The sequence below is a fragment of the Halomonas sp. SIMBA_159 genome, from assembly GCF_046536035.1.
GTDB lineage: Bacteria > Pseudomonadota > Gammaproteobacteria > Pseudomonadales > Halomonadaceae > Vreelandella > Vreelandella venusta_A.
Genome location: NZ_JAWJBT010000001.1, coordinates 48,642 through 69,987, shown reverse-complemented (window position 1 = coordinate 69,987; position 21,346 = coordinate 48,642). Strand labels below are relative to the sequence as shown.

Sequence of the window (21,346 nt, the reverse complement as noted above, 5' to 3'; positions counted from 1 at the left end):
CCCTTCAGCATGGTGCCCGTTGGCCTATCCCGCAAGGAGACTCTGCGTCCGCAACGCAACGGCCATGAAGTTACCACCAGGCATGGAAGTGGTGTACCGGGCCTCGCCCTTTGCCAACGCTTAAGCGGTGGCTAGCCGCCAGAGCACTATGAAGCCACCGCTTAGCCTCCGTAATCGCCTGCTCGGGGGCTTCTACACTGGCATCTGCCGGCAACTTGGCCAAGCAAGCCGTAATAGCGGATGACAGCGCGCAACCTGTGCCGTGAAGGTTTTCAGTGGCAATGCGTGAGGCGGGCAACCATTGGTGCCCGTTGGGCGTTGCCAGCAAATCCGGGCAGGTGTCTCCGCGTAAGTGGCCGCCTTTCAGCACCACATAGGGCGTGCCTAGCGCGACCAGCTGAGGCAGTAGCGCCTCCATCTCATCCAAGCTGGCAGGCGATGGGGTGCCCAACAGCACGGCGGCTTCGGGCAAATTAGGCGTAATCACATCGGCCAGCGGTACTAAAATATCCCGCACGGCATGAATCCCCGCGTCGTCTACCAAAATATCGCCGCTCTTCGCCACCATCACCGGGTCGAGCACGATCCAGCGGGGGCGATGCTGGCGCAGCACATCGGCAATCACTTCGGCGACGTCACGGCTGGCCACCATGCCGATTTTGACGCCATCAATGGCGACATCGCTTAATAGGTGTTCGAGCTGGTGACGAATCGCCTTAGGCGATACGGGATACACCGCCGCCACGCCGCAGGTATTCTGAGCGGTTAAGGCGGTAATCACACTGGTACCGTAGGTGCCAAGGGCTGAAAACGTCTTAAGATCGGCCTGAATACCCGCGCCACCGGAGGGGTCAGAGCCTGCAATGGTGAGCACATTTCGTAGGCGCGGTTCGGTAGACCTAAAAGGTGTAGGCGTAGATATAGCGGACGTAGACATGGGGCTCCTTACACGGCAGAACAGTATCTGTAATAGGATACCCAGTCGGCAGCGCTTACGCTGCTTTAATCTCAGCCGCCTGCCCTGTACACAACGCGACCTATACACAGCACACTCCATAAAAATAGCCGCCCGAAGGCGGCCATTGGCGCGTTGGATACACCGATTACTGCGTGGTGTCGCCTTCCGGGTTACGAGCGTTGTAGTACGCCTGTTCGGAAATCGCGTGGTAATCCACTACTTTATCCTGGAACTCACGGTAGGAGTCGTAGATGCGGGTTGCCAGCTCGCTGGAAGCCGCAAGTTCACCCACAACGTCTTCCGAGTGCTCACGAGCTTGGGCCAGTACGTCATCCGGAATGCGGCGCAGCTCTACATCATGTTCATTGACCAGCGTTTCCAGCGCGTCGTTGTTACGGGCGGTGTACTCATCTAGTACGTTTTGGTTGATGTCGCTGATGGCGGTGCGAAGAATCGCCTGAAGATCCGCTGGCAGCTCTGCCAAGGCCTCTTCGTTGACGATGGCTTCGAACACTACCGTCGGCTCATGCCAGCCGGGGTAGTAGTAGTAATCCGCCGCCTGATGCAGGCCGAAGGCTAAATCGTTGTAAGGGCCGATCCACTCGGTGGCATCAATAGCACCGGATTGCAGCGAGGTGAAGATTTCGCCGCCCGGCATGTTCACAATCGCCACACCCATACGGCTCATCACTTCGCCGCCAAGCCCCGGCATGCGCATTTTCAGGCCTTCGAGGTCAGCAACCGAGTTAATCTCTTTGTTGTACCAACCGCCCATCTGTACACCGGAGGAACCGGCTGCGAGCACATCAACACCGAACTCATCGTACAGCTCGTTCCACAGCTCCATGCCGCCGCCGTAGCTTAACCAGGCGTTCATTTCCTGGGCATTCATGCCAAACGGTACGGCTGCAAAGAACTGTGCCGCCGGCGCTTTGCCTTTCCAGTAGTAGGAAGCGGAGTGGCCAAGCTCAGCGGTGCCGTCTGACACGGCATCAAAGACTTCAAACCCAGGTACCAGCTGGCCCGCGCCAAACACTTCAATGGTGAGACGGCCATCGGACATCTCCTCCACCAGCTGGGAAAGCCGCTCGGGGCCTTGACCAACACCGGGGAAGTTTTTCGGCCAGGAGGTGACCATTTTCCAACGGAAATTCTCTTGCGCTTGGGCTTGATTATCGAAGCTTGAGACCACCAGCAGGCTGGCAGAAAGAGCGGTCGTCATGGCAATGGCGACAGGCAGTGCTTTGGCTTTCATGCGTTAACCCTCTTGCTTATTTTATTGCTGTTATGGGTAGGGAATACCCCGCCTGACGGGTGCCGCCAGGCGGGTTGTTACAAGCCATTTTGTGTCTGCAGCTTGGCTGCTTTTGGTTAAGGTTGCCACTCCCTTGCGTTGATAGCAGGGTTATTTTTCAACTTAGAAAGTATTAGAACTGCTCCGGTAGCCAGGTGGCTAACTGCGGGAAGAACGTCAGCAGAAGCAGCATGCCTAACTGCATCAAGATAAACGGCACGACGCCACGATAAATCGCCGACGTGGGCACCGACGGGGGCGCCACACCGCGCAGATAAAACAGCGCAAAACCAAAGGGCGGTGTCAGGAAGGAGGTCTGCAGGTTAATCGCGATCATGATGCCCAACCAGATGGGGTCGAGCCCCATGGCCAGCAGAATCGGCCCCACAATGGGTACCACCACAAAGGTGATCTCGATAAAGTCGAGAATAAAGCCCAGCAGGAAGATCACCAGCATGACAATGATCGTCGCGCCCACCACGCCGCCCGGCATGCCTTCAAAGAGGTCAGTGACCATGTGTTCACCGCCGTAAGCGCGGAACACTAGCGAGAACAGTGCAGCCCCGATCAAAATCAGGAACACCATGGTGGTTACATGGGTGGTAGAACGCAGCACATCTTTTAGGGTGGCTAAATCCAACTGGCGATAAGCCAATGCCAGTACCAGCGCACCAAAGGCACCCACGGCCGAGGCTTCGGTGGGTGTCGCAAAGCCACTCAGGATAGAACCCAGCACCGCCACAATCAGCACCACCGGCGGCACCAAGCCTTTGAGCAGCAGAATGCCTAACCCAGAGGTATGACCCAGCTCTGCCATCAGCTCTTCGCGGTCAGCCGCAGGGGCCATTTGAGGGCGGAAAAACGCCACCAAACCAACGTAGATCATATACATGACGACGAGGATCAAACCCGGCACCAGCGCGCCCATAAACAGGTCGCCAACCGAGACCGTTTTAGGGCTGAAGATGCCCATGTCTAACTGTGCTTGCTGATACGCCGAGGAGAGCACGTCGCCCAGCAGCACCAGGGCAATAGAGGGCGGAATAATCTGGCCCAGCGTGCCGGTTGCGCAGATAGTGCCCGTGGCAAGCGAGGTGCTGTAGCCACGCTTGAGCATGGTAGGCAGCGACATCAGGCCCATGGTCACCACCGTGGCACCCACAATACCCGTGGATGCCGCCATCAGCATGCCCACCAGCGTGACCGAAATACCTAGGCCACCCCGCATAGCGCCAAACAGCAGCGCCATGGCATCCAGCAGCGTTTCGGCGACTTTAGATTTCTCAAGCAGCACGCCCATTAATACAAATAGCGGCACGGCCAAGAGCGTTTGGTTGGTCATAATGCCGTAGAGTCGATTGGGCAGCGCAGCCAGATAGCCGCTGTCGAAATTGGCATCAATGCCAATGGCTTCTAAACCCAACCCCATACCTGCAAACAGCAGAGCCGTGCCCGCCAGCGACAGCGCCACGGGGAAGCCCAGCATCAGCACCATGCAGATGGCGGCAAACAGAATAAGCGGCATAAATTCGAGCATCAAACACGCTCCTCAAGGTGATTGTCATCGGCGGCTGGCGGCGTTATCCGCCCGGTGAAGATATAGCCATTGCGCACTAACTCAATCAGCCCTTGCATAATCATCAACACAGCAAAGGCAGGAATGAGCGTTTTGAGTGCATAAACAGCGGGGATGCCACCGTAATCTGAGGAGGTTTCCAAGATGCGCCAAGAGTTGGCCACGTAGCCAAAACTGGAGGCAATGATAAAGACCATCACCGGTATCAGGAGCAAAACAATGCCTGCCATATTCACCAACGCCTGGCGGCGTGGCGTCATGCCGCGATAGAAGATATCAACGCGCACGTGCCCGTCATGGCGAAAGGTGTAGGCAGCGGCAAGCATAAAGACGCTGGCGTGCATATACATCACCAGCTCTTGCATGAAGATGCTATTCACACTGAAGGCGTAGCGAAGCAGTACAATCGCGAACTGAATCAACATCATAATGATGATCAGCCACGCAAGGGTGCGACCAAACCACTCTGAAGCGCGGTCCAGCGCACCGATAAACGCAGGTAGTTGTGTTGTGTCCGACATGGAAGTGTCTCGCGTAAAACGGGCTAAGGGGGGTCAGCGCCCCAGACAATAGCGCATATACGCAGACAATGCAGCGCCCGACAAGCGCTCAGCGGGCTTATTGTTAAACGCTTGGACGAATCGCGGCGAGACACGACGCCGGTAATGGCAAGTCCACCGCAATCGGCAGGTGGTCGGAGAATAGATGATCCAGCACGCGCACCTCTGCCGCTTCAAGGGTTTGCGAGAGCAGTATATGGTCTAACGCGCGGCGCGGCTGCCAGGAGGGGTAGCTCAGTAACGGCTTGACGGGGTGTAACGGTAGCGACGTACTAAAACGTTTGTGGGCGTGAAGCTGCTCAGGCGTGCAGTTCAAATCTCCCATGACCACCACATGGCGCAGCGGCTCAATAATATCGCTTAAATAATTGAGCTGGCGCACGCGGCCACGATGGCTAAGCGCTAAGTGGGCGACAAAAATATGCAGAGCGTCAGGGCCTTCACCATAACGCACATGAATCGCACCTCGCCCTGGCAACATACCCGGCAGGCGGTGCTCTTCAATATGGCTAGGCACCAAGCGTGAGAGAAGCCCATTACTATGTTGAGCAAACTGGCCTAAATTGCGGTTCAACTGCTGAAAATAGTGGGGGAACCCGGCCTGAGTCGCTAGATACTCTACCTGATTGACGCGGCTTGAGCGGAAGCTTCCGCCGTCCACTTCTTGCAGCCCCACCACATCAAACTGCTCTAGCACGTTACCCATCAGGGCTAAACGCTTGAGCCGCTGCGGGTTAGGCAGCACATGCTGCCAGCTACGCGTGAGGTAGTGGTGGTAGGCCGACGTTTGAATGCCCACCTGCAGATTAAAGGTCAGCAGCCGGATATGGCCGCGTTCAATCAACGCAGAGGTTGTTTGGGCTGCGGGCGAACGCGATTGTCCGCCCGTGTGGCCGTGCTCAAGCACCGTTATTGTGCGCGCTCGTTACGAACTTTTTCGATTAGCGCATCAGCAATTTCTGGCATGTTTTCTAAGCTGCCTGCCGACTGCGGCGATACCACATAACGCCCATCTACGATTAACGCAGGGACGCCCATTAGGCGCATTTCACGCATGCGACTGTTGGCCTTGTTGACCTCACTACGCACGCTGAACGCGGTGAGCGACTGCTTAGCTTCTTCTTCGCTCACACCATAGCCAGAGAAAAATTCAGCGATGTCGTCAGCGTCAGTCAGTGAACGGTCATCCTGATGGATGGCATCAAAGAAGTCCTGGTGAAGCTCTTCTTCAATTCCCAGGGATTGCGCTGCATAGAAGGCAGTGGCGTGGGTATTCCAATCGCCGCCCATGGTAGCCGGCATTTTGACAATGCTGACGTCTTCATCCAGGGTTTCGTACCACTCATTTACCGACGTTTGTAGACGGTAGCAGTGCGGGCAGCCAAACCAGAACGCTTCGGTCACTTCAATCTGATCGTCATCTACCTGGGTCGCTACGGGCGACTCAAGCAGTGTGTAGTGCTGGCCTTCCACCAGCTCCTGGGCACTAACTGCAGCAGACAGGCCAAGACCGGCCAACGCGACCATCAACGTTTTCAACATAGCGAGAATTCTCCAGAATAAGCAGGCCAAAAAGTGACCCTGTGACCATAAAAGTGCGAAACGGGTTCCCCATTCTGCTCATGTTTCGCAGAATGAGGACACCTAAGGCAGGAGAATTAGTTCAAGCCCAGCACGTAGTTGGCCACGGCTTCCATGTCTTGGTCGCTCATTTTGGAAGCGATATCGCCCATGATGTTGTTCGGGCTATTGGCGCGCTCACCGGACGCGAAGTCTTGCAGCGTAGAAACGGTGTACTCCACATGCTGACCAGACAGCCCCGGATACACCGCGCTGCCAATGCCAACACCCGTGGGTGTATGGCAGGCGCTACAAGCCGGAATGCCTTTAGACATATCGCCCGCGCGGTAGAGTTCTTCACCGCGTGCCAGCAGCTCAGCGTCTTCATCGCTGGTTTGGCCAAGGTTGGCATCTTGACCTGCAAAATGCGCGGCAACGTCCCAGGCATCTTGGTCTGAATAGTCATCGACCAAACCGGCCATTTGCGCGACCACGCGGTTGCCGTCACGGATATCCATGATCTGCTTGGCGAGGTAGGACATCTGCTGCCCTGCCAGGTTGGGGAAGGTGCCCGCTGCGCTAATGCCCTGCTGGCCATGACAGGCGGCACAGGTTTGCGCGAGTTCACGACCTGCCGCTGCATCCGCGTCGGCTTGAAGGTCCGTTTGGGCGTGGGCGGTGCCAACGGCACCCATGGTAATTGCCAGGCTTGCCAGTAACTTTCTCATTGCTAATCCACTATGCCGTTTGATTATTGACTGGTACGCACCCTGGGCGCTGCCCAGGTTCAGCACATTACCAGGGTCAGCTCCGCCAAAACGAACAACATGTCGTGTTGGTCGCTGCTGGCTAGAACGCGATGGTACACTAGCGCCCCAGGTCGCAGTTATAAACCGCTTGCATTATAACGAATCACCCTAGCGGCGGGAATGCAAGTCCAGGTCTGCTTTTGGGGTAATTCGTCACGGTACTGCTTGCTTTCACGTTCAGGTGAGCCTGCGGGCCGTCTTATAGGTTTGTTTTTCAGGATTAAATCCATGTCTACCCCCCATCATAGCCCAGTTCCTCGGCTGAACTACCCCACAGCGCGTTTTATGATCAGCGCGCCGACGCTTGCGCTGTGCCCTGATGATACCGGCGCAGAAGTGGCGTTTGCTGGGCGCTCGAATGCTGGTAAATCTAGCGCCATTAACGCGCTAACCCAGCAAAATGCACTGGCCCGTACCTCACGCACGCCAGGGCGTACTCAGCTGATTAACTTTTTCACCCTCATGAACGATGAGTCGCGCCGTCTCGTGGACCTGCCCGGTTACGGCTATGCCAAAGTGCCGGAAGCGGTCAAAATTGAGTGGCAAAAGCACCTTTCCGACTACCTGCGCGGCCGCTTTAGCCTGCGCGGTCTTGTACTGCTAATGGACGTACGCCACCCGCTGACCGAATTCGACCAAATGATGCTCGATTACGCCGACCAGCGCGGGATGCCGGTGCATATCCTGCTTACAAAAGCCGATAAGCTGAAAAGAGGTCCAGCCAGTGCCGCGCTGCAACAGGTGCGCTCTCGCCTAAAAGAGTGGGAAGACCTGGTGTCGGTTCAGCTCTTTTCGTCACTGAAGCGCGACGGCGTGGACACGCTTTCCCAAAAGCTTGACCAATGGCTGCATACGCCCGAAGAAGCGAATCAGTAAGGCGTTCGTCTAGGCGCGCTTTTCGAGCCACTCAATCAGAGTAGGCAGCTCCTTCACATGAGCAATGCGGTGAACCCGCGCAGGCAGCGTTTGGTCGCCACGCTCGGCTACCCAGGCGGCGTGCATGCCCAACTGCTGGGCGGGAAGCACATCTTCCAGCCAGGAGTCGCCCACATGCATGGCGCGCTGCGGCACGGTGTTCAAGCGCTCTAGCGCGGTGAGAAACGGCTTGGGGTCAGGCTTGGGTGCCAGCAGTTCCCCAGCAGCAATCGCGACGGGAAAGTGAGCCGCTAGCGGCTGGCGCTTAAGGTGAATATTGCCGTTGGTAATCGCGGCTAGCCGATACCGCTCGGCAAGCGCTGCAAGCAACCCTGCCGCTTCAGGATGCGGCGTCACCTGCACTCGCAGGCGATGAAACTCGTTCATCGCCGCTGCCGCCCATAGCAGCGCAGCACTGCGCGGTAAACCGCAGGCTTCTAACTGGGCCTCCAGCGCACGCAGCCGCAGCCAGGTAAAGTCGCCTCGCCGCTCAGGCACTTGGCTTGCCCACTGCTGGCGACGCTGAAGATAATCTGCCACGCCCGTCTCATAGCTTAACGCCAGCGGCGCTTCTTGACGGGTTGCCCGCCAGGCGGCCAGCGCCTCAAGCAGCCAACGGTAGTGGCCCTCTTCGGTTTTCAGCATCACCCCCTGGTTGTCCCATAAGGTGTCGTCTAAATCAAAGGTAATGGCGTCTAGGGTAACCATAACTAACTCTCGCTGGGGCGACGTTTAGCGCGGGGATGGGCGGCATCGTAGCTTTCCGCCAGGTGCTGCCAGTCCAGCCGCGTATACACCTGGGTAGTCGATAAATTCGCGTGACCAAGCAGTTCCTGCACCGCGCGCAGGTCTTGGCTAGACTCCAGTAAATGGCTGGCAAAAGAGTGGCGCAGCCGATGCGGATGCAGGTGTTCAGGCAAACCGCGTACCACCGAAAGCTGGGCCAAGCGCTTTTGAATACCGCGATGTCCCAAACGCTTACCGCGCTGCCCCACAAACAGCGCCGCTTCGCCGCTTGGTGCCAGTACATCACGGCAAGCAAGCCACGCGGCCAGCGCCTGCTGAGCGCGGCCCCCCACAGGCACTTGGCGTGGCTTACTGCCTTTACCCATCACCCGCACATGATTGGCCGTTAAGTGACTCATATCCAGCGCCGCCAGCTCGGCTAGGCGCAGGCCGCTGGAATAGAAAAGCTCCAACATGGCTTGGTCACGCAGCGCCAGCGGCGAGCCATCGTGGGGGGTGTCTAAAAAGTGCGCTAGCAAATCAACGTCCAGCGGCCTGGGTAGATGGCTGGGCTGCTTGGGCGTCCGCAGCAAGCTGACCGGGTTGTCTGTTAGCCAGTGATGCTGCACTAAGTGGTCAGCAAAGCGTGATAACGCCGCGCGGCGGCGCGCCAAACTGCGTGGTGCTAACCCTCGGCTGCGCTCAGCACCTAAAAAGGCCCGAGCAAGCGGGGTGTCCAGCTCACGAGTCTCCGTCACTTCTCTGCTCTGGGCAAACTGGCAAAATGCGCTTAAATCCTGACGATAGGCCGCCACCGTGGCAGGGCTTGCCCGGGTGGCTAGCTGCGCCAAATACGCTGCAACAGCGGCCTCTAACGAGGGCTTATCCATGCGGCTCCACGCCGTGCGGCCCTAGGCGAAGCAGCAGCCGCGCCACGATGTCACTGAGGTACTCGGTAAACAGCGTATCCATGCTGGCGCGGTAGCACTCGGGGTCGGGGCTGGCGAGCAGCAAATAGCCCAACTGCTCGCCTGCAGAGAGCCGTGAGATCGCGCAGGAACCCGCCTTACGAGGCGGTTTGATATGTGGCAGCAGGCATTTCCAGTCGCTGACACTAAGCTTGGCACAGCGGCTGGAGCGACCGTCTAACAGCGCGGCTAAGCGGGCGCTGGCGTGCTGGTCAAGCACATGGCGCGGCGGTTGAGGCGGCGTGGGCTCAGCGTCGCTAAGTGATGCCGGACACCACAGTGACATCGCCGGGGTTTGAAAGCGCTCGCTCAACTGGGTGGCTAACGCCTGTGCTAGCGCGTCACGGTCTTCCGCTTCCACTAAGCTGAGCAGCGTTTCCCGTAGGCGACGGTACTGGGCTTCATTGTGGCGTGCGGTTTCCAATAAATGCTCAAGCCGCCCCTCTGCCGTTTCGGCTCGCTGGCGCAGGTCCATTACCAGCCTCTCTAGCAATGACACCGCGCCATCAATGTGGGGGTGCGGCACTTTCAGCTGCTGTAACAGCCCTTCACGGCCCGTAAAAAAATCCGGGTGACGAGCCAGCCAAAACGCCACTTGATCAGGGTCGAGCGTTTTGCGTGGCTCAGGGGCTTGAGACATCGCCGTTCTCCTCGAATTAGTTGAGTGATACCCGCCCGTCGAACACTCGGGTCGCTGGCCCGACCATCACTAAAGAGGCCTCAGGGTCAGGCCACTCGATGCTTAACTCGCCGCCGGGCAAATGGACTTTCACCGGACTTTTTAACAGCCCCTGGCGGATACCGCTCGCCACCGCCGCGCAGGCGCCCGTGCCGCAGGCTAACGTCTCGCCACTGCCGCGCTCAAACACCCGCAGGCGAATCTCGCTGGGCGACAGCACCTGCATAAAGCCCACGTTGACCCGCTTGGGAAAGCGTGGGTGCGACTCTAGCAGCGGCCCTAAACGCTCCACTGGCGCACGATCAACATCCTCAACCTGCAGCACCGCATGCGGGTTACCCATGGAAACCACGCCCAGCTGCAGCGTTTCGCCCTCTACGTCTACCTCGTGCAGCGGCTGGTCGCCCGGTGCTTCAAAGGGCAGCGTTGCCGGGTTAAACCGCGGCCTGCCCATGTCTACGCGCACCATACCGTCGTGCTGAACGTTGAGCACTAACGGGCCACCGGCGGTCTCCACATGGATTTCATGCTTGTGGGTTAAACGCTGGTCGCGCACAAAGCGGGCGAAGCAGCGCGCGCCGTTGCCGCAGTTCTCCACTTCGCTGCCATCCGCGTTGTAGATGCGATAGCGAAAGTCCATATCCGGGTCGCGGGGCGGTTCGACAATCAGCAGTTGATCAAAGCCAATACCAAAGCGGCGATCCGCCAGCTGGCGAATCTGCTCATCCCCCAGGCGCGCACGCTGGGTGACTAGGTCCACCACCATGAAGTCGTTGCCCAGGCCGTGCATTTTGGTGAAGTGCAGCAGCATTAGCGCGCCCCTTCCGGCAGCAGCGCCTCGCCGGCCCACAGGCTTTCCAGCGTTTCCCGAGCGCGCACCACGTGGTACGTGTCGCCGTCCACCATTACCTCTGGCGGGCGCGGGCGGCTATTGTAGTTCGACGCCATCACAAAACCGTAAGCTCCGGCGGAGCGCACCGCCAACAGATCGCCTTCGGCGATCGCAAGCTCACGCTCTTTGCCCAGGAAGTCGCCGGTTTCACACACAGGACCGACCACGTCGTAGGTAGATGTCTCGCGAGGCTGGCGGGTATCCACCGGCACAATTGCCTGCCACGCCTGATACAGCGCCGGACGAATTAGATCATTCATGGCCGCATCGACAATGGCAAAGTTCTTGGTCTCGCCGGGTTTCAAAAACTCTACCCGGGTGAGCATCAGCCCGGCGTTGGCCGCAATGGAGCGGCCCGGCTCAAACAGCAGCGTTAAGCTTTCGCCGCCTTCCCAACGGGAGAGGCGCGCCAAGAGCTGGCTCGCGTAATCAAACGGCTGGGGCGGCTTCTCATCGCGGTAAGGCACGCCTAAACCGCCACCTAAATCCAGGTGATCAATCTCAATGCCGTGTTCGCGAAGGCGCTCCATCAGCACCAGCAGGCGCTCCAGGGCATCTAGGAACGGCGCGGTTTCGGTGAGCTGCGAGCCGATATGGCAATCCAGGCCCGTCACGCGCAGGTTGGGCAGGCTGGCCGCCAGTTGGTACACCTCCAACGCGTCATCCACTGGAATACCAAACTTGTTGTCTTTCAAGCCGGTCGAGATATAGGGGTGAGTGCCTGCATCCACATCGGGGTTAACCCGCAGCGACACGGAGGCCACTTTGCCAAGCTCGCCCGCTACCGTGTTAAGGCGCTCAAGCTCAGGCCGAGACTCTACGTTAAAGCACTTGATGCCGACTTCCAGCGCCCGCGCCATTTCATGGGGCTGCTTAGCCACGCCAGAAAACACCACTTTGGCGGGGTTGCCGCCCGCTTTTAGCACCCGCTCAAGCTCACCCACGGAGACAATATCAAACCCGGCACCCAATCGGGCCAGCAGGCCTAGCACGGCAAGGTTCGAGTTGGCTTTCACTGCGTAGCAGATCAAGTGCGGGTGGCCGCCAAGCGCTTCGGTGTAGGCACGAAAATGGCGCTCAAGGGTCGCTTTTGAGTAGACATAGCAGGGCGTGCCCAGCTCGACTGCCAGCTGCGTTAACGGTACATCTTCGGCGTAGAGCACGCCGTCGCGGTAGTTAAAGTGATCCATTACCCCTCCTGCTCAGCGGCCGAATCATTGGTATCGTCAGGCAAATAAAGCGGCCCTTTCTGGCCACAACCCGCCAGCAGCAAGGCAGCCATGAGCAGCGCGCTCAGTGTGATGGCACAGCGTTTCATGACACCCCTTTCAGCGCTGCCAGCGCTTCTCGTGCACGGTTTGCAGCGGCGCGCACTTGGTCGGGGGCCGTACCGCCAATGTGGTTACGGGCAGCGACCGAGCCTTCCAGCGTCAGCACTTCAAACACGTCCTGCTCAATGATGTCGGAGAACTGTTTCAGCTCTTCCAAGCTCATTTCGGAGAGGTCTTTTTTAGTCTTCAGGCCATAAGCCACTGACAAACCAACGATTTCGTGGGCATCACGGAAGGCCACACCTTTACGCACCAGGTAATCCGCCAAATCAGTGGCGGTGGAGAAGCCGCGCCGCGCCGCTTCGTACATGCTCTCTTTTTTCGGCTCGATGGCGGGCACCATGTCCGCAAACGCTTTTAAGCAGTCGCGCACGGTGTCGACGGCATCAAACAGCGGCTCTTTGTCTTCCTGGTTATCCTTGTTGTAGGCCAGCGGCTGCGACTTCATCAGCGTCAGCAGCGACATCAGGTGACCATAAACACGACCGGTTTTACCGCGCACCAGCTCAGGCACGTCCGGGTTTTTCTTCTGCGGCATGATGGAGGAGCCGGTGCAGAAGCGGTCAGGCAGGTCGATAAAATCAAACTGGGCGCTGGTCCACAGCACCAGCTCTTCGCTCATGCGCGATAGGTGCATCAGCAGAATGCTGGCGAAGCTGGTGAATTCGATCGCAAAATCACGATCTGAGACAGCGTCCAGGGAGTTTTCTGCCGGGCGGTCGAAACCGAGCAGCTCAGCGGTCACGTGGCGGTCGATGGGGTACGTGGTGCCAGCCAGCGCTGCAGCGCCCAGCGGCATCACGTTCACGCGCTTGCGGCAATCCAGCAGACGCTCGTGGTCGCGGGCTAGCATCTCTTGCCACGCCAGCAGGTGGTGCCCGAAGGTGACCGGCTGAGCGGTTTGTAGGTGCGTGAAGCCGGGCATGATGGTATCGGCTTCGCGGTCGGCGAGTTCAATCATGCCCTCACGCAGGCGGGTCAGCTCAACTTCAATCACGTCGATTTCATCGCGCATAAATAGGCGAATATCGGTAGCGACTTGGTCGTTGCGCGAGCGGCCGGTGTGGAGCTTCTTACCGGTAATACCGATTTTATCGGTCAAGCGCGCTTCAATATTCATATGCACGTCTTCCAACGGAACCGACCACTGGAACTCACCGCGCTCAATCTCGCCCTGAATCTCGGTCAGGCCGTTGATAATGGCGTCGCGCTCTTCTTCGGTGAGCACGCCCACACCCGCCAGCATGGTGGCGTGGGCAATCGAGCCCTGGATATCCTGACGCGCCAGGCGCTGGTCGAAATTCACAGACGCGGTAAAGCGTGCAACAAAAGCATCGGTGGGCTCGCTAAAGCGACCGCCCCAAGACTGGTTCGTAGCTTGGCTCATCGGAGAGTTATCCTGCTGACAAAACTAAGGGAATCGTTACCGGAAAGTGTACCAGAGTCACTGCGTGGAACGGCATGCCGTTTTCGGACACCGCTTATAATGGGGTGGGCACCGCCACGCCGGTAACCATGTCTAGCGGCGCTTGTAAATACGCTTTCAGCGCGCTCAGCGCCATGGGGCGAGCAAAATAGTAGCCCTGAAAGTGGTCGCACTGAAGGGTGCGCAGATAGTGGAACTGCTCAGCGGTTTCAACGCCCTCAATCAGCACTTCTAAACCCAGTTTATCGGCCATGGTCACCACGCCCTCGATAATCGCGGCGTCGCGGGAATCCACCGCCACATCGTTAACAAAGGAGCGATCCACTTTCAGCTTATTAATCGGTAAGCGTTTGAGGTAGCTCAGGCTTGAAAAGCCAGTGCCAAAGTCATCAAGCGCAATATGCACGCCCAGCTGCCGAATGGCTTGTAGCGCCTGAATCGTGTGTTCGGCGCTATCCATTAGCACGCCTTCCGTGAGCTCAAGCTCAAGCAGTGCGGGGGGCAAGCCGCTTCGCGCCAGCACCTGTTTCAAGGAGTCCAAAAAGCCAGGGCGCTGGAACTGCATGGGCGATACGTTGATGGCCATGGTCATGGGCACCGAGCTCGTGGCATTCAGCGCCACTGCATCGCGGCAGGCGGTTTCCAGCACCCATTCGCTAATCGGAATAATCTGCCCGGTATCCTCAGCCAGAGAAATAAACTGCCCAGGCGGGATGTTGCCGCGTTCGGGATGGTGCCAACGGATGAGCGCCTCAACCCCGGCGACTCGCCCACTATGGTGAATTTGTGGCTGGTAGTGCAGCTCAAATTGCTCTTGCTCAATGGCTTGCTGCAGGGCGTGACGCAGATTGACCCGCTCAGTCACCTTTCGGTTGAGTTCATCGGTGTACCACTGAAAAGTGTTGCGCCCTCGCCGTTTGGCTTTGTACATGGCGAGGTCGGCCTGCTGAATCAGCTGGCGCGGCGCTTGAATCGTGCCGTTATCAGTGGCGATGCCGATACTGGCGGTAATTCTAAGTTCGCTATCTCGATACCAGTAGGGTGACGAAACCCGAGCCAACAGACGCTCAACCACCTGCAGCACGTCACTCTCATGAGCTAAATCCGGCAGCAGCACAATAAACTCATCGCCGCCAAAGCGCGCCACGGTGTCCCAGGGCCGCAGCTCCTCTTCTAGCCGCTTCGCCACTTCCAGCAAAATATAGTCGCCTACCTCATGCCCTAAAGTGTCGTTGATCGGTTTAAAATCATCCAAATCAATGAACAGTACGGCTATGTAACGCTGGTAGCGCCTTGCTAACAGGCAGCCTTGAGCAAGGCGCTGATCTAGCAACAGCCGGTTTGGTAGCCCCGTCAACGCATCGTGGTTGGCGTTATGGCTTAGCTGGGCTTGATACTCTCGTTGGGCAGTAATGTCGTTTTGCACACCGATAAAGTGGGTCACTACACCGGCTTCATCGCGCACGGGAGAGACGTAAAGATCGTTCCAAAAAGAGGCGCCGCTACGACGATAGTTACGAATCACCACGTGGACATCGCGCTGCTCTTGGATCCCTTTACGCAGCTGCGCTAGCGTCGCCGCGTCGGTATCGCCTCCCTGAAGAAAACGGCAGTTGCGGCCCAGCGCGGCCTCTCGCGAGTAGCCGGTAATGCGCTCGAAGGCCGCATTCACATACACCATCGGCAGGTCTGGGCATTGTGCATCGACAATCACGACGCCGTTAGTGCTCGATTCTACGCTGCGCTCCAGCAGAGTCAGTTGGCGTTCAGTGTCTTTGCGTTCGGTAATGTCTTGGGTTGAGCCCTGTACTTGAATAATGTGCCCTAGCTCATCGCGCACGGCACGGCCAATGACCCGCACCCAGCGCCGTTGCCCCTGCTGAGTAATAATCTCAAGCTCTTCGTCAAAACTTATCCCCTGCTCACAGCAGTGGGTAAACACGGCTTGAATACGCGGTCGAGAGCTTGGCGTATAAAAAGCGATGGCTTCATCCAGCGTGGGCTGATGGCCCACCTGCATGCCATGAAGTCGACACACCTCCTCTGACCAAGTTGGTATGCCAACCGCCAACTCCATATACCAGCCGCCAATGTGCGCGGTTTCACCGGCAATACGAAACAGCCGCTGATTGCGCCTTAGCTGCTTTTCTACGGCCTTGCGCCGGGTGATGTCCCGCGCAATCACATAAATCACCTGGTCGCCCATCGAGGCCGCCACCTCTAACCAGACCCGCCGCCCCTCTGCCGTTCGCGCGCACACATCAAAGGTGCTGACTTTCTCACCCCGGCACAAACTGGTCAGCGCCGCCTCGATCACAGGGTGATCGCGTGGCTCGACCACGATGCCACAGGGCTTTCCCAGCAGTGCTTCAGCCTGGTAGCCCAACAGCGATGTAAAGGTGGGATTGACGCTGAGCAGCGTGCCCGCAAAGTCGATGCAGCAGAACAAATCCTGCGAAAGCAGAAAGAATTGGTCTAGCTTGCCTTGCGGTTCAACAGGGGGCATGGCATTTCCTAACAGGCGTTAAACGCGTTCAGCGCTGGCCTTAAATTCGGCCGGTTATTTTTACTGTGTGGCTGGGTGCTTTATGATGAGAATTATCACAGTTCGACGCGCCGTGTCAGCGGCAAAGGGAGAATCAGGTGTCATCCATCACTAAATTGCGCATCGCCACGCGTAAAAGTCAGTTGGCCATGTGGCAGGCCGAGTACGTCCGCGACCGCTTGATGGCGGCACATAGCGGTCTGGAAGTTGAGCTTGTCCCTCTGTCTACCAAAGGTGACAAAATTCTTGATACGCCCCTCTCCAAAATTGGTGGCAAAGGGCTGTTCGTCAAGGAACTTGAGGACGCCATGCTGGATGGACGTGCCGATATCGCCGTGCACTCCATGAAAGACGTGCCGATGCACTTCCCGGAAGGGTTGGGGCTTTCTGTCATTCTGGAAGGCGCAGACCCCACCGATGCATTCGTCTCTAATCACTATAGTAGCATTGATGAACTGCCCGAAGGCGCACGCATTGGTACCGCTAGCCTACGCCGCGGTTTGCAAATGCGTGAGGCGCGCCCCGACCTGCAGATTCTGAATCTGCGCGGCAATGTGCAAACCCGCCTTGGCAAGCTGGATGACGGTGAATTTGACGCTATTATTCTGGCGACGTCCGGCCTGCAGCGCTTAGGCCTCGACGCCCGTATTGCCCAGGCGCTGCCGCCTGAAATTTGCTTGCCTGCCTGTGGCCAGGGCGCGCTCGGTATCGAGTGCCGCCTACACGATCCCGAGCTAATGACGCTGCTGGCGCCGCTAGACGATCAAGATACCGCCACCCGCGTTCGCGCTGAGCGCGCTATGAATACCCGCCTAGAGGGCGGCTGCCAAGTGCCCATTGCCGGGCATGCCATCCTGGATAAAGCCAACGAAACGCTGTGGTTACGCGGTCTCGTCGGCAACCCTGAAGGCACCGAAGTACTGCGTGCAGAAGGTCGTGGCTCTATCCATGAGCCCGAAGCGCTCGGCATTCGCATTGCCGAAGAGCTTTTAGATCAAGGCGCTGGCGATATCTTGGCCGAGGTGTACGGCCGCAACGTATGAACCAACCGGTACTGGTTTGCCGCCCAGGCGAGCGAGGGCAAGCACTGGCAGATGCGTTACGCGAACGCCATGGCTGGGTGGAATCGCTTGATGTGATGCGCCTGGAAGCGCTACCTGAAGAGGCCGCCCAGCGCCAAATCTGGTTGGATATTGATCAGTACCATAAGATAGTGGTGGTCAGCCCCTTTGCCGCTTACTGTTTAAGTGAAGCGATTGACCGCTACTGGCCGCAGCTACCCATCGGTATTGATTACTATAGCGTTGGACGGGGCACTGCCAGCATACTGTTTGAACAGCTTGGCGTGCGGGTGCGCATTCCCCCCCAGCAGGGAGAAAACACCAGTGAAGCGCTGCTGTCGCTGGCATCGCTTCAGCACCTAGCGCATCAGCGGGTGCTGCTGGTGGCAGGAGAAGGCGGCCGCCCGCTGATCGCCGATACCTTAGCGGAACGCGGTGCGGAAGTTACCCGGCTGGCGGTGTATCGGCGGATTTACCAGCCACCCTCTATGGCGATGCAAGAGCGCCTTAACACGGGCGACTACCGCGCATTCATCGTCACCAGCGGCGAACTGCTTGAATATCTGGCAAAATGGTGTGGTCCAGCAGCGTTGAACCAACCGCTAATCGTTTCCAGTCACCGTTTAGCTACACTGGCCGGTAAACTGGGTTTTTGTGACCTCAAGGTGGCGTCGGGAGCAACGCCGGCTGCGCTGGTGGCCGCGTTGGATCGGTCCTGCAACCCATAGGGTGCCGATGTCGATCAAGGAACTTAATAAGGGCTAGCGACAGATGAGCAAACAACCAAACGAGCAGGAAGGCGTTAACAACACGTCTGCCGATGCAAAAGACAGCGTGCAACCGAACGATACCACGGCATCATCGGCTAACAGCGAGTCAACTGCTGGCAGCACTTCCTCGTCTTATGCGGCCAAAAACAGCCGTTCGCGTCGCCGCAACAAAGGCGGCCCGACAAATACCAACACGAGCGCATCCAGCGCCCCTAACGATGCAAAAGCGACGGCAGCAGATACCAAACCGACTGCCACAGCTACGCCTGCAGCGTCCACATCTGCTAAAAGTGGCAACACATCCGCTACGGGCAGCCCCGGCAAACCGACGCCGCCCACTTCTACCGGCGGTGGCAGCAGCAAAGGTAGCGGCTTAGCCATTGCCCTGGTGATTATCCTGGCACTCACCCTGGGGCTGGTCGCTTGGCAAGGATGGCAGCGCCTGGATAGTCAGCAGCAGCGTTTAGATGAGCTGGCGCAGCAAGCCCAAAACAGCGCTTCTCAGCAGGCCGTTAGCGACCTTGCAACACGTATCGATGAGAGCGAAGCCGAGCGTGGCCAGGCGCTCGACAGCACCATGAGCGAACTGCGTAGCGAGCTGGATAGCTACCGCAGCGAAGTGAACGGCACGCTGGATGACGTCCTGGCGCAGCTTTCCCAAGAGCAGGACACCGACGAGCGCGACTGGCTACATGCGGAAGCGGCCTATCTACTGCGTCTCGCGAACCAGCGCCTACAGTTAGAAGGCGACGTGGAAGGCGCCGCTGCGCTGCTGCGTACCGCCGATGCCCGCCTAGCCGATGCCGATAACCCGTCCCTGACGCCCGTGCGTCGCGAGATTGCCAACGAGCTCGCTGCGCTAGACGCCGTGCCCCAAGTAGACCGTACCGGTATCTACCTGGCCCTGAATGCCCAGCAAGAGCGCGTGGCAAGCCTGCGCCTGTCTCAAGAGATTGAAGAGCGCGCCGTAACCTCAGGTATCGAACAGCCGCCTACCGGCACTTTCCAGCGCCAGTTAGCGCGTTTTGGTGAAGAGCTCAAAGATCTCGTAGTGATTCGTCAGCACGATGAAGCACTGGAAGCGCTGATCACCCCTGAGCAAGAGTCTTACCTGCGCCAGAGCCTGCGCCTGATTCTTGAGCAGTCTCAGCTAGCGCTGCTCAAAGAGGAGCCGGAGCTGTACGAAGCGAGCATCGACAAAGCCCTGGAACTGCTGAACGGCTACTACGACACCGAGCGTGAAGAGACTCAGAGCGTGATTGCCCGCCTGCAAGAGCTGAAACAGGTTCAGGTACAGCCCGAGCTACCCGATATCAGCGCCTCTCAACAAGCGCTGGCCAGCTTCATCGAAAACCGCTTTGAGTCGCGCCGTCAGGATGGAGGTGATGCATGAGAAAACTCATCCTGCTAATTGTTGCGGGCCTTGCGGTTGGCGCACTCTTCGGGCACCTGATGATGTCGGTGCCCGGCTACTGGCTGATTCGGGTCGGTGACACGTCGGTTCAAACCTCCTTCTGGTTTGGTCTGGTGCTGTTGCTGGGTGCCTTTATTGTGCTGCACTTCGCGCTGCGCCTACTCACTGGCATTATTCGCCCAGTGGGTCGCTTCCGCACATGGAATAGCCGTGCCCGTAACCGTCGCGCCATGAAACGCACCGTGCGTGGCTTGGTGGCGCTCACCGAAGGCCGCTGGAAGAAAGCGGAGAAAACCTTGGTGCGCGCTGCTGACGACTCCAGCACGCCGCTGGTGAACTACCTATCGGCCGCGTTGGCAGCTCACTACCAGGGCCACCACGAGAAGTCTCAAGAGCACCTGAACCAGGCCCAGCTGACCACCGACGGTGCGGATACCGCCATTGGCTTAATGCAGGCGCAGCTGATGATAGACCGTCAGCAGCCGGAAGAGGCCCTAGCAATTCTCAATCGCCTGGATAAGCAGCTCACCAATCACCCTCAGGTACTAAAGCTTCTGAAGCAGGTACACCTGAGCGTCAACGATTGGGAAGGCCTGCGCCGCCTGATTCCACGCCTGGCCGCGCAGAAACTGATTACCCAGCAAGAGCGCGAACAGCTGGAGTTCAAAGCGTATCGCGAGCTGATCATCTTCGAAGCGAAGAACCCTACCAATATCGAACGGGTTCGCGGGCTGTGGGCGGATATGCCCGACTACCTGCGCGGCAATACCGAGCTGATCGTGCTCTATACCGAGGCACTGCTACACGCCAACGAAGAGCCGATTGCCGAGCGTCTGCTGAACCACTCGCTGGATAACCACTGGGACGCCCGCTTAGTCAAGCGCTACGGCCTGCTCAATGTCGATGCCGCTCGCCAGCTGGCCAAGGCCGAAAAGTGGCTGCAAGAGCGCCCCAACGACCCCGAGCTGCTGCTCGCCTGTGGCCGCCTGTCGCTGCGTGTGGGCCAGTGGGAAAAAGCGCTGGAGTACTTTGAAGCCAGCCAGCGCCAGCGCCCCAATGGCGAAGTGTGTGCCGAGCTTGCCCGCCTCTACGCAAGTTTAGGCGAGCACAATAAGAGCCAGCTCTACTATCGCCACAGTGTTGATATGCTAGCCAAATCTCTGCCATCGCTGCCACAACCCAGCGATGCCAGTGACAGCACGCAGAGCGATAAGAAAGCAGCGAAAAAGACGGCGTAACCGCCTTCTGCAACGCAAAAAGGGTGCCCACGGGCACCCTTTTTTAATGACGCTTCGCTACACGCTCTCGGCAGGCTTCTCTGGGGCCGCCGCCTGCAGCTCAGACGTACAGTGACCACAGCGAACGGCCTTGATCGGCACCACCATAAAACAGTAAGGGCAGGGCTTTTCGGTTGGGTCTGCCGGTGCCACCGCCTCTTCGCGCTTTAAACGGTTGATGGTACGCACCAGCAAAAACACCACAAACGCGACGATGGAGAAGCTCACCACCGCGTTGATAAACAGCCCCACGTTCAGCGTCACCGCCCCCGCCGCTTGAGCTTCCGCCAAGGTGGCATAGGGTGCCCCCGCCACGCCTTCCCGCAACACAACAAACAGATTCGAAAAATCGATCCCACCCACCAACAGGCCAATCAGCGGGTTCATCACGTCTTTGACGAGGCTTTGCACGATCAGCGTAAACGCCCCGCCAATGATAATACCCACCGCCATATCAATGACGTTGCCCTTAACAGCAAACTCGCGGAATTCCCGAAAAAATTTAGCCATACCCCACCCATCCTCACCAAGCCAATGAAACCCCAAGGGCTAAGTTGCCCTGAGAGAAGAATGGGCCACGGTTAA

General features: G+C 58.2%; 21 protein-coding genes. 5 read left to right on the top strand and 16 right to left on the bottom strand.

Annotation, left to right across the window (positions count from 1 at the left end):
- Window positions 1-70: 70 nt before the first annotated feature.
- The 7 genes from thiD to R0J87_RS00320 form a co-directional block, all read right to left on the bottom strand.
- The gene (gene thiD, locus R0J87_RS00350) at window positions 71-937 is read right to left on the bottom strand and encodes a bifunctional hydroxymethylpyrimidine kinase/phosphomethylpyrimidine kinase (RefSeq protein WP_498883591.1); all 867 of its coding nucleotides are present in this window, start codon (window positions 935-937) and stop codon (window positions 71-73) included.
- 166 nt (window positions 938-1,103) lie between these two features.
- Complete coding sequence (locus R0J87_RS00345) at window positions 1,104-2,213, bottom strand: TRAP transporter substrate-binding protein (RefSeq protein ID WP_498883590.1); 1,110 nt, start codon at window positions 2,211-2,213, stop codon at window positions 1,104-1,106.
- Between the two features lie 172 nt (window positions 2,214-2,385).
- Window positions 2,386-3,789: a TRAP transporter large permease gene (locus R0J87_RS00340; RefSeq protein WP_498883589.1), complete on the bottom strand. Its 1,404-nt coding sequence runs from the start codon at window positions 3,787-3,789 to the stop codon at window positions 2,386-2,388.
- The gene (locus tag R0J87_RS00335; protein WP_498883587.1) at window positions 3,789-4,349 is read right to left on the bottom strand and encodes a TRAP transporter small permease subunit; all 561 of its coding nucleotides are present in this window, start codon (window positions 4,347-4,349) and stop codon (window positions 3,789-3,791) included. The genes R0J87_RS00340 and R0J87_RS00335 overlap by 1 nt, the downstream gene beginning before the upstream one ends.
- 103 nt (window positions 4,350-4,452) lie before the next feature.
- Window positions 4,453-5,295, bottom strand: coding sequence for an endonuclease/exonuclease/phosphatase family protein (locus R0J87_RS00330; protein WP_404344278.1), 843 nt, complete (start codon window positions 5,293-5,295; stop codon window positions 4,453-4,455).
- 2 nt (window positions 5,296-5,297) lie between these two features.
- On the bottom strand, window positions 5,298-5,930 hold the full coding sequence (locus tag R0J87_RS00325; RefSeq protein WP_404344279.1) for a thiol:disulfide interchange protein DsbA/DsbL: 633 nt from the start codon (window positions 5,928-5,930) through the stop codon (window positions 5,298-5,300).
- A 116-nt stretch (window positions 5,931-6,046) separates the two neighbouring features.
- On the bottom strand, window positions 6,047-6,676 hold the full coding sequence (locus R0J87_RS00320) for a c-type cytochrome (RefSeq protein ID WP_404344280.1): 630 nt from the start codon (window positions 6,674-6,676) through the stop codon (window positions 6,047-6,049).
- Window positions 6,677-6,985: 309 nt separating this feature from the next.
- Between R0J87_RS00320 and yihA the strand changes: the two genes are divergently transcribed.
- On the top strand, window positions 6,986-7,633 hold the full coding sequence (gene yihA / locus R0J87_RS00315; protein ID WP_498883585.1) for a ribosome biogenesis GTP-binding protein YihA/YsxC: 648 nt from the start codon (window positions 6,986-6,988) through the stop codon (window positions 7,631-7,633).
- 9 nt (window positions 7,634-7,642) lie between these two features.
- On the opposite strand, the gene R0J87_RS00310 is transcribed toward yihA, so the two are convergent.
- From R0J87_RS00310 to R0J87_RS00275, 8 genes are all read right to left on the bottom strand, one after another.
- The gene (locus R0J87_RS00310; protein WP_404464493.1) at window positions 7,643-8,380 is read right to left on the bottom strand and encodes an HAD family hydrolase; all 738 of its coding nucleotides are present in this window, start codon (window positions 8,378-8,380) and stop codon (window positions 7,643-7,645) included.
- Window positions 8,381-8,382: 2 nt separating this feature from the next.
- Window positions 8,383-9,288: a tyrosine recombinase XerC gene (locus R0J87_RS00305; RefSeq protein WP_498883583.1), complete on the bottom strand. Its 906-nt coding sequence runs from the start codon at window positions 9,286-9,288 to the stop codon at window positions 8,383-8,385.
- Window positions 9,281-10,006, bottom strand: a complete 726-nt coding sequence (locus R0J87_RS00300) for a DUF484 family protein (protein ID WP_404344284.1) — start codon at window positions 10,004-10,006, stop codon at window positions 9,281-9,283. The genes R0J87_RS00305 and R0J87_RS00300 overlap by 8 nt, the downstream gene beginning before the upstream one ends.
- Window positions 10,007-10,022: 16 nt before the next feature.
- The gene (gene dapF / locus R0J87_RS00295; RefSeq protein ID WP_404344285.1) at window positions 10,023-10,856 is read right to left on the bottom strand and encodes a diaminopimelate epimerase; all 834 of its coding nucleotides are present in this window, start codon (window positions 10,854-10,856) and stop codon (window positions 10,023-10,025) included.
- Entirely contained in the window at window positions 10,856-12,127 is a 1,272-nt protein-coding gene (lysA, locus tag R0J87_RS00290) for a diaminopimelate decarboxylase (RefSeq protein ID WP_498883581.1), read from the bottom strand. The genes dapF and lysA overlap by 1 nt, the downstream gene beginning before the upstream one ends.
- Window positions 12,127-12,255 carry an LPS translocon maturation chaperone LptM gene (lptM, locus tag R0J87_RS00285; RefSeq protein WP_188639640.1) on the bottom strand — a complete coding sequence of 43 codons (129 nt, stop codon included), beginning with the start codon at window positions 12,253-12,255 and terminating at the stop codon, window positions 12,127-12,129. The genes lysA and lptM overlap by 1 nt, the downstream gene beginning before the upstream one ends.
- Window positions 12,252-13,655 (bottom strand): argininosuccinate lyase, encoded by a 1,404-nt coding sequence (gene argH, locus R0J87_RS00280; protein WP_498883580.1) that lies wholly within the window; start codon window positions 13,653-13,655, stop codon window positions 12,252-12,254. The genes lptM and argH overlap by 4 nt, the downstream gene beginning before the upstream one ends.
- Window positions 13,656-13,749: 94 nt before the next feature.
- The gene (locus R0J87_RS00275) at window positions 13,750-16,200 is read right to left on the bottom strand and encodes a sensor domain-containing protein (RefSeq protein ID WP_498883578.1); all 2,451 of its coding nucleotides are present in this window, start codon (window positions 16,198-16,200) and stop codon (window positions 13,750-13,752) included.
- A 137-nt stretch (window positions 16,201-16,337) separates the two neighbouring features.
- Between R0J87_RS00275 and hemC the strand changes: the two genes are divergently transcribed.
- From hemC to R0J87_RS00255, 4 genes are read left to right on the top strand one after another with little or no spacing between them, the layout of a single operon-like run.
- Window positions 16,338-17,282 carry a hydroxymethylbilane synthase gene (gene hemC, locus R0J87_RS00270; RefSeq protein ID WP_404344288.1) on the top strand — a complete coding sequence of 315 codons (945 nt, stop codon included), beginning with the start codon at window positions 16,338-16,340 and terminating at the stop codon, window positions 17,280-17,282.
- Entirely contained in the window at window positions 17,279-18,028 is a 750-nt protein-coding gene (locus R0J87_RS00265; RefSeq protein WP_404344289.1) for a uroporphyrinogen-III synthase, read from the top strand. Before hemC ends, R0J87_RS00265 begins: the two co-directional genes overlap by 4 nt.
- A gap of 43 nt (window positions 18,029-18,071) precedes the next feature.
- Window positions 18,072-19,463, top strand: a complete 1,392-nt coding sequence (locus R0J87_RS00260) for a uroporphyrinogen-III C-methyltransferase (protein WP_498883576.1) — start codon at window positions 18,072-18,074, stop codon at window positions 19,461-19,463.
- Window positions 19,460-20,722, top strand: coding sequence for a heme biosynthesis HemY N-terminal domain-containing protein (locus R0J87_RS00255; protein ID WP_159343553.1), 1,263 nt, complete (start codon window positions 19,460-19,462; stop codon window positions 20,720-20,722). Before R0J87_RS00260 ends, R0J87_RS00255 begins: the two co-directional genes overlap by 4 nt.
- A 57-nt stretch (window positions 20,723-20,779) precedes the next feature.
- Here R0J87_RS00255 and mscL read toward each other — a convergent pair whose 3' ends face one another.
- Entirely contained in the window at window positions 20,780-21,271 is a 492-nt protein-coding gene (gene mscL / locus R0J87_RS00250) for a large conductance mechanosensitive channel protein MscL (protein ID WP_054644912.1), read from the bottom strand.
- Between the last annotated feature and the right edge of the window lie 75 nt (window positions 21,272-21,346).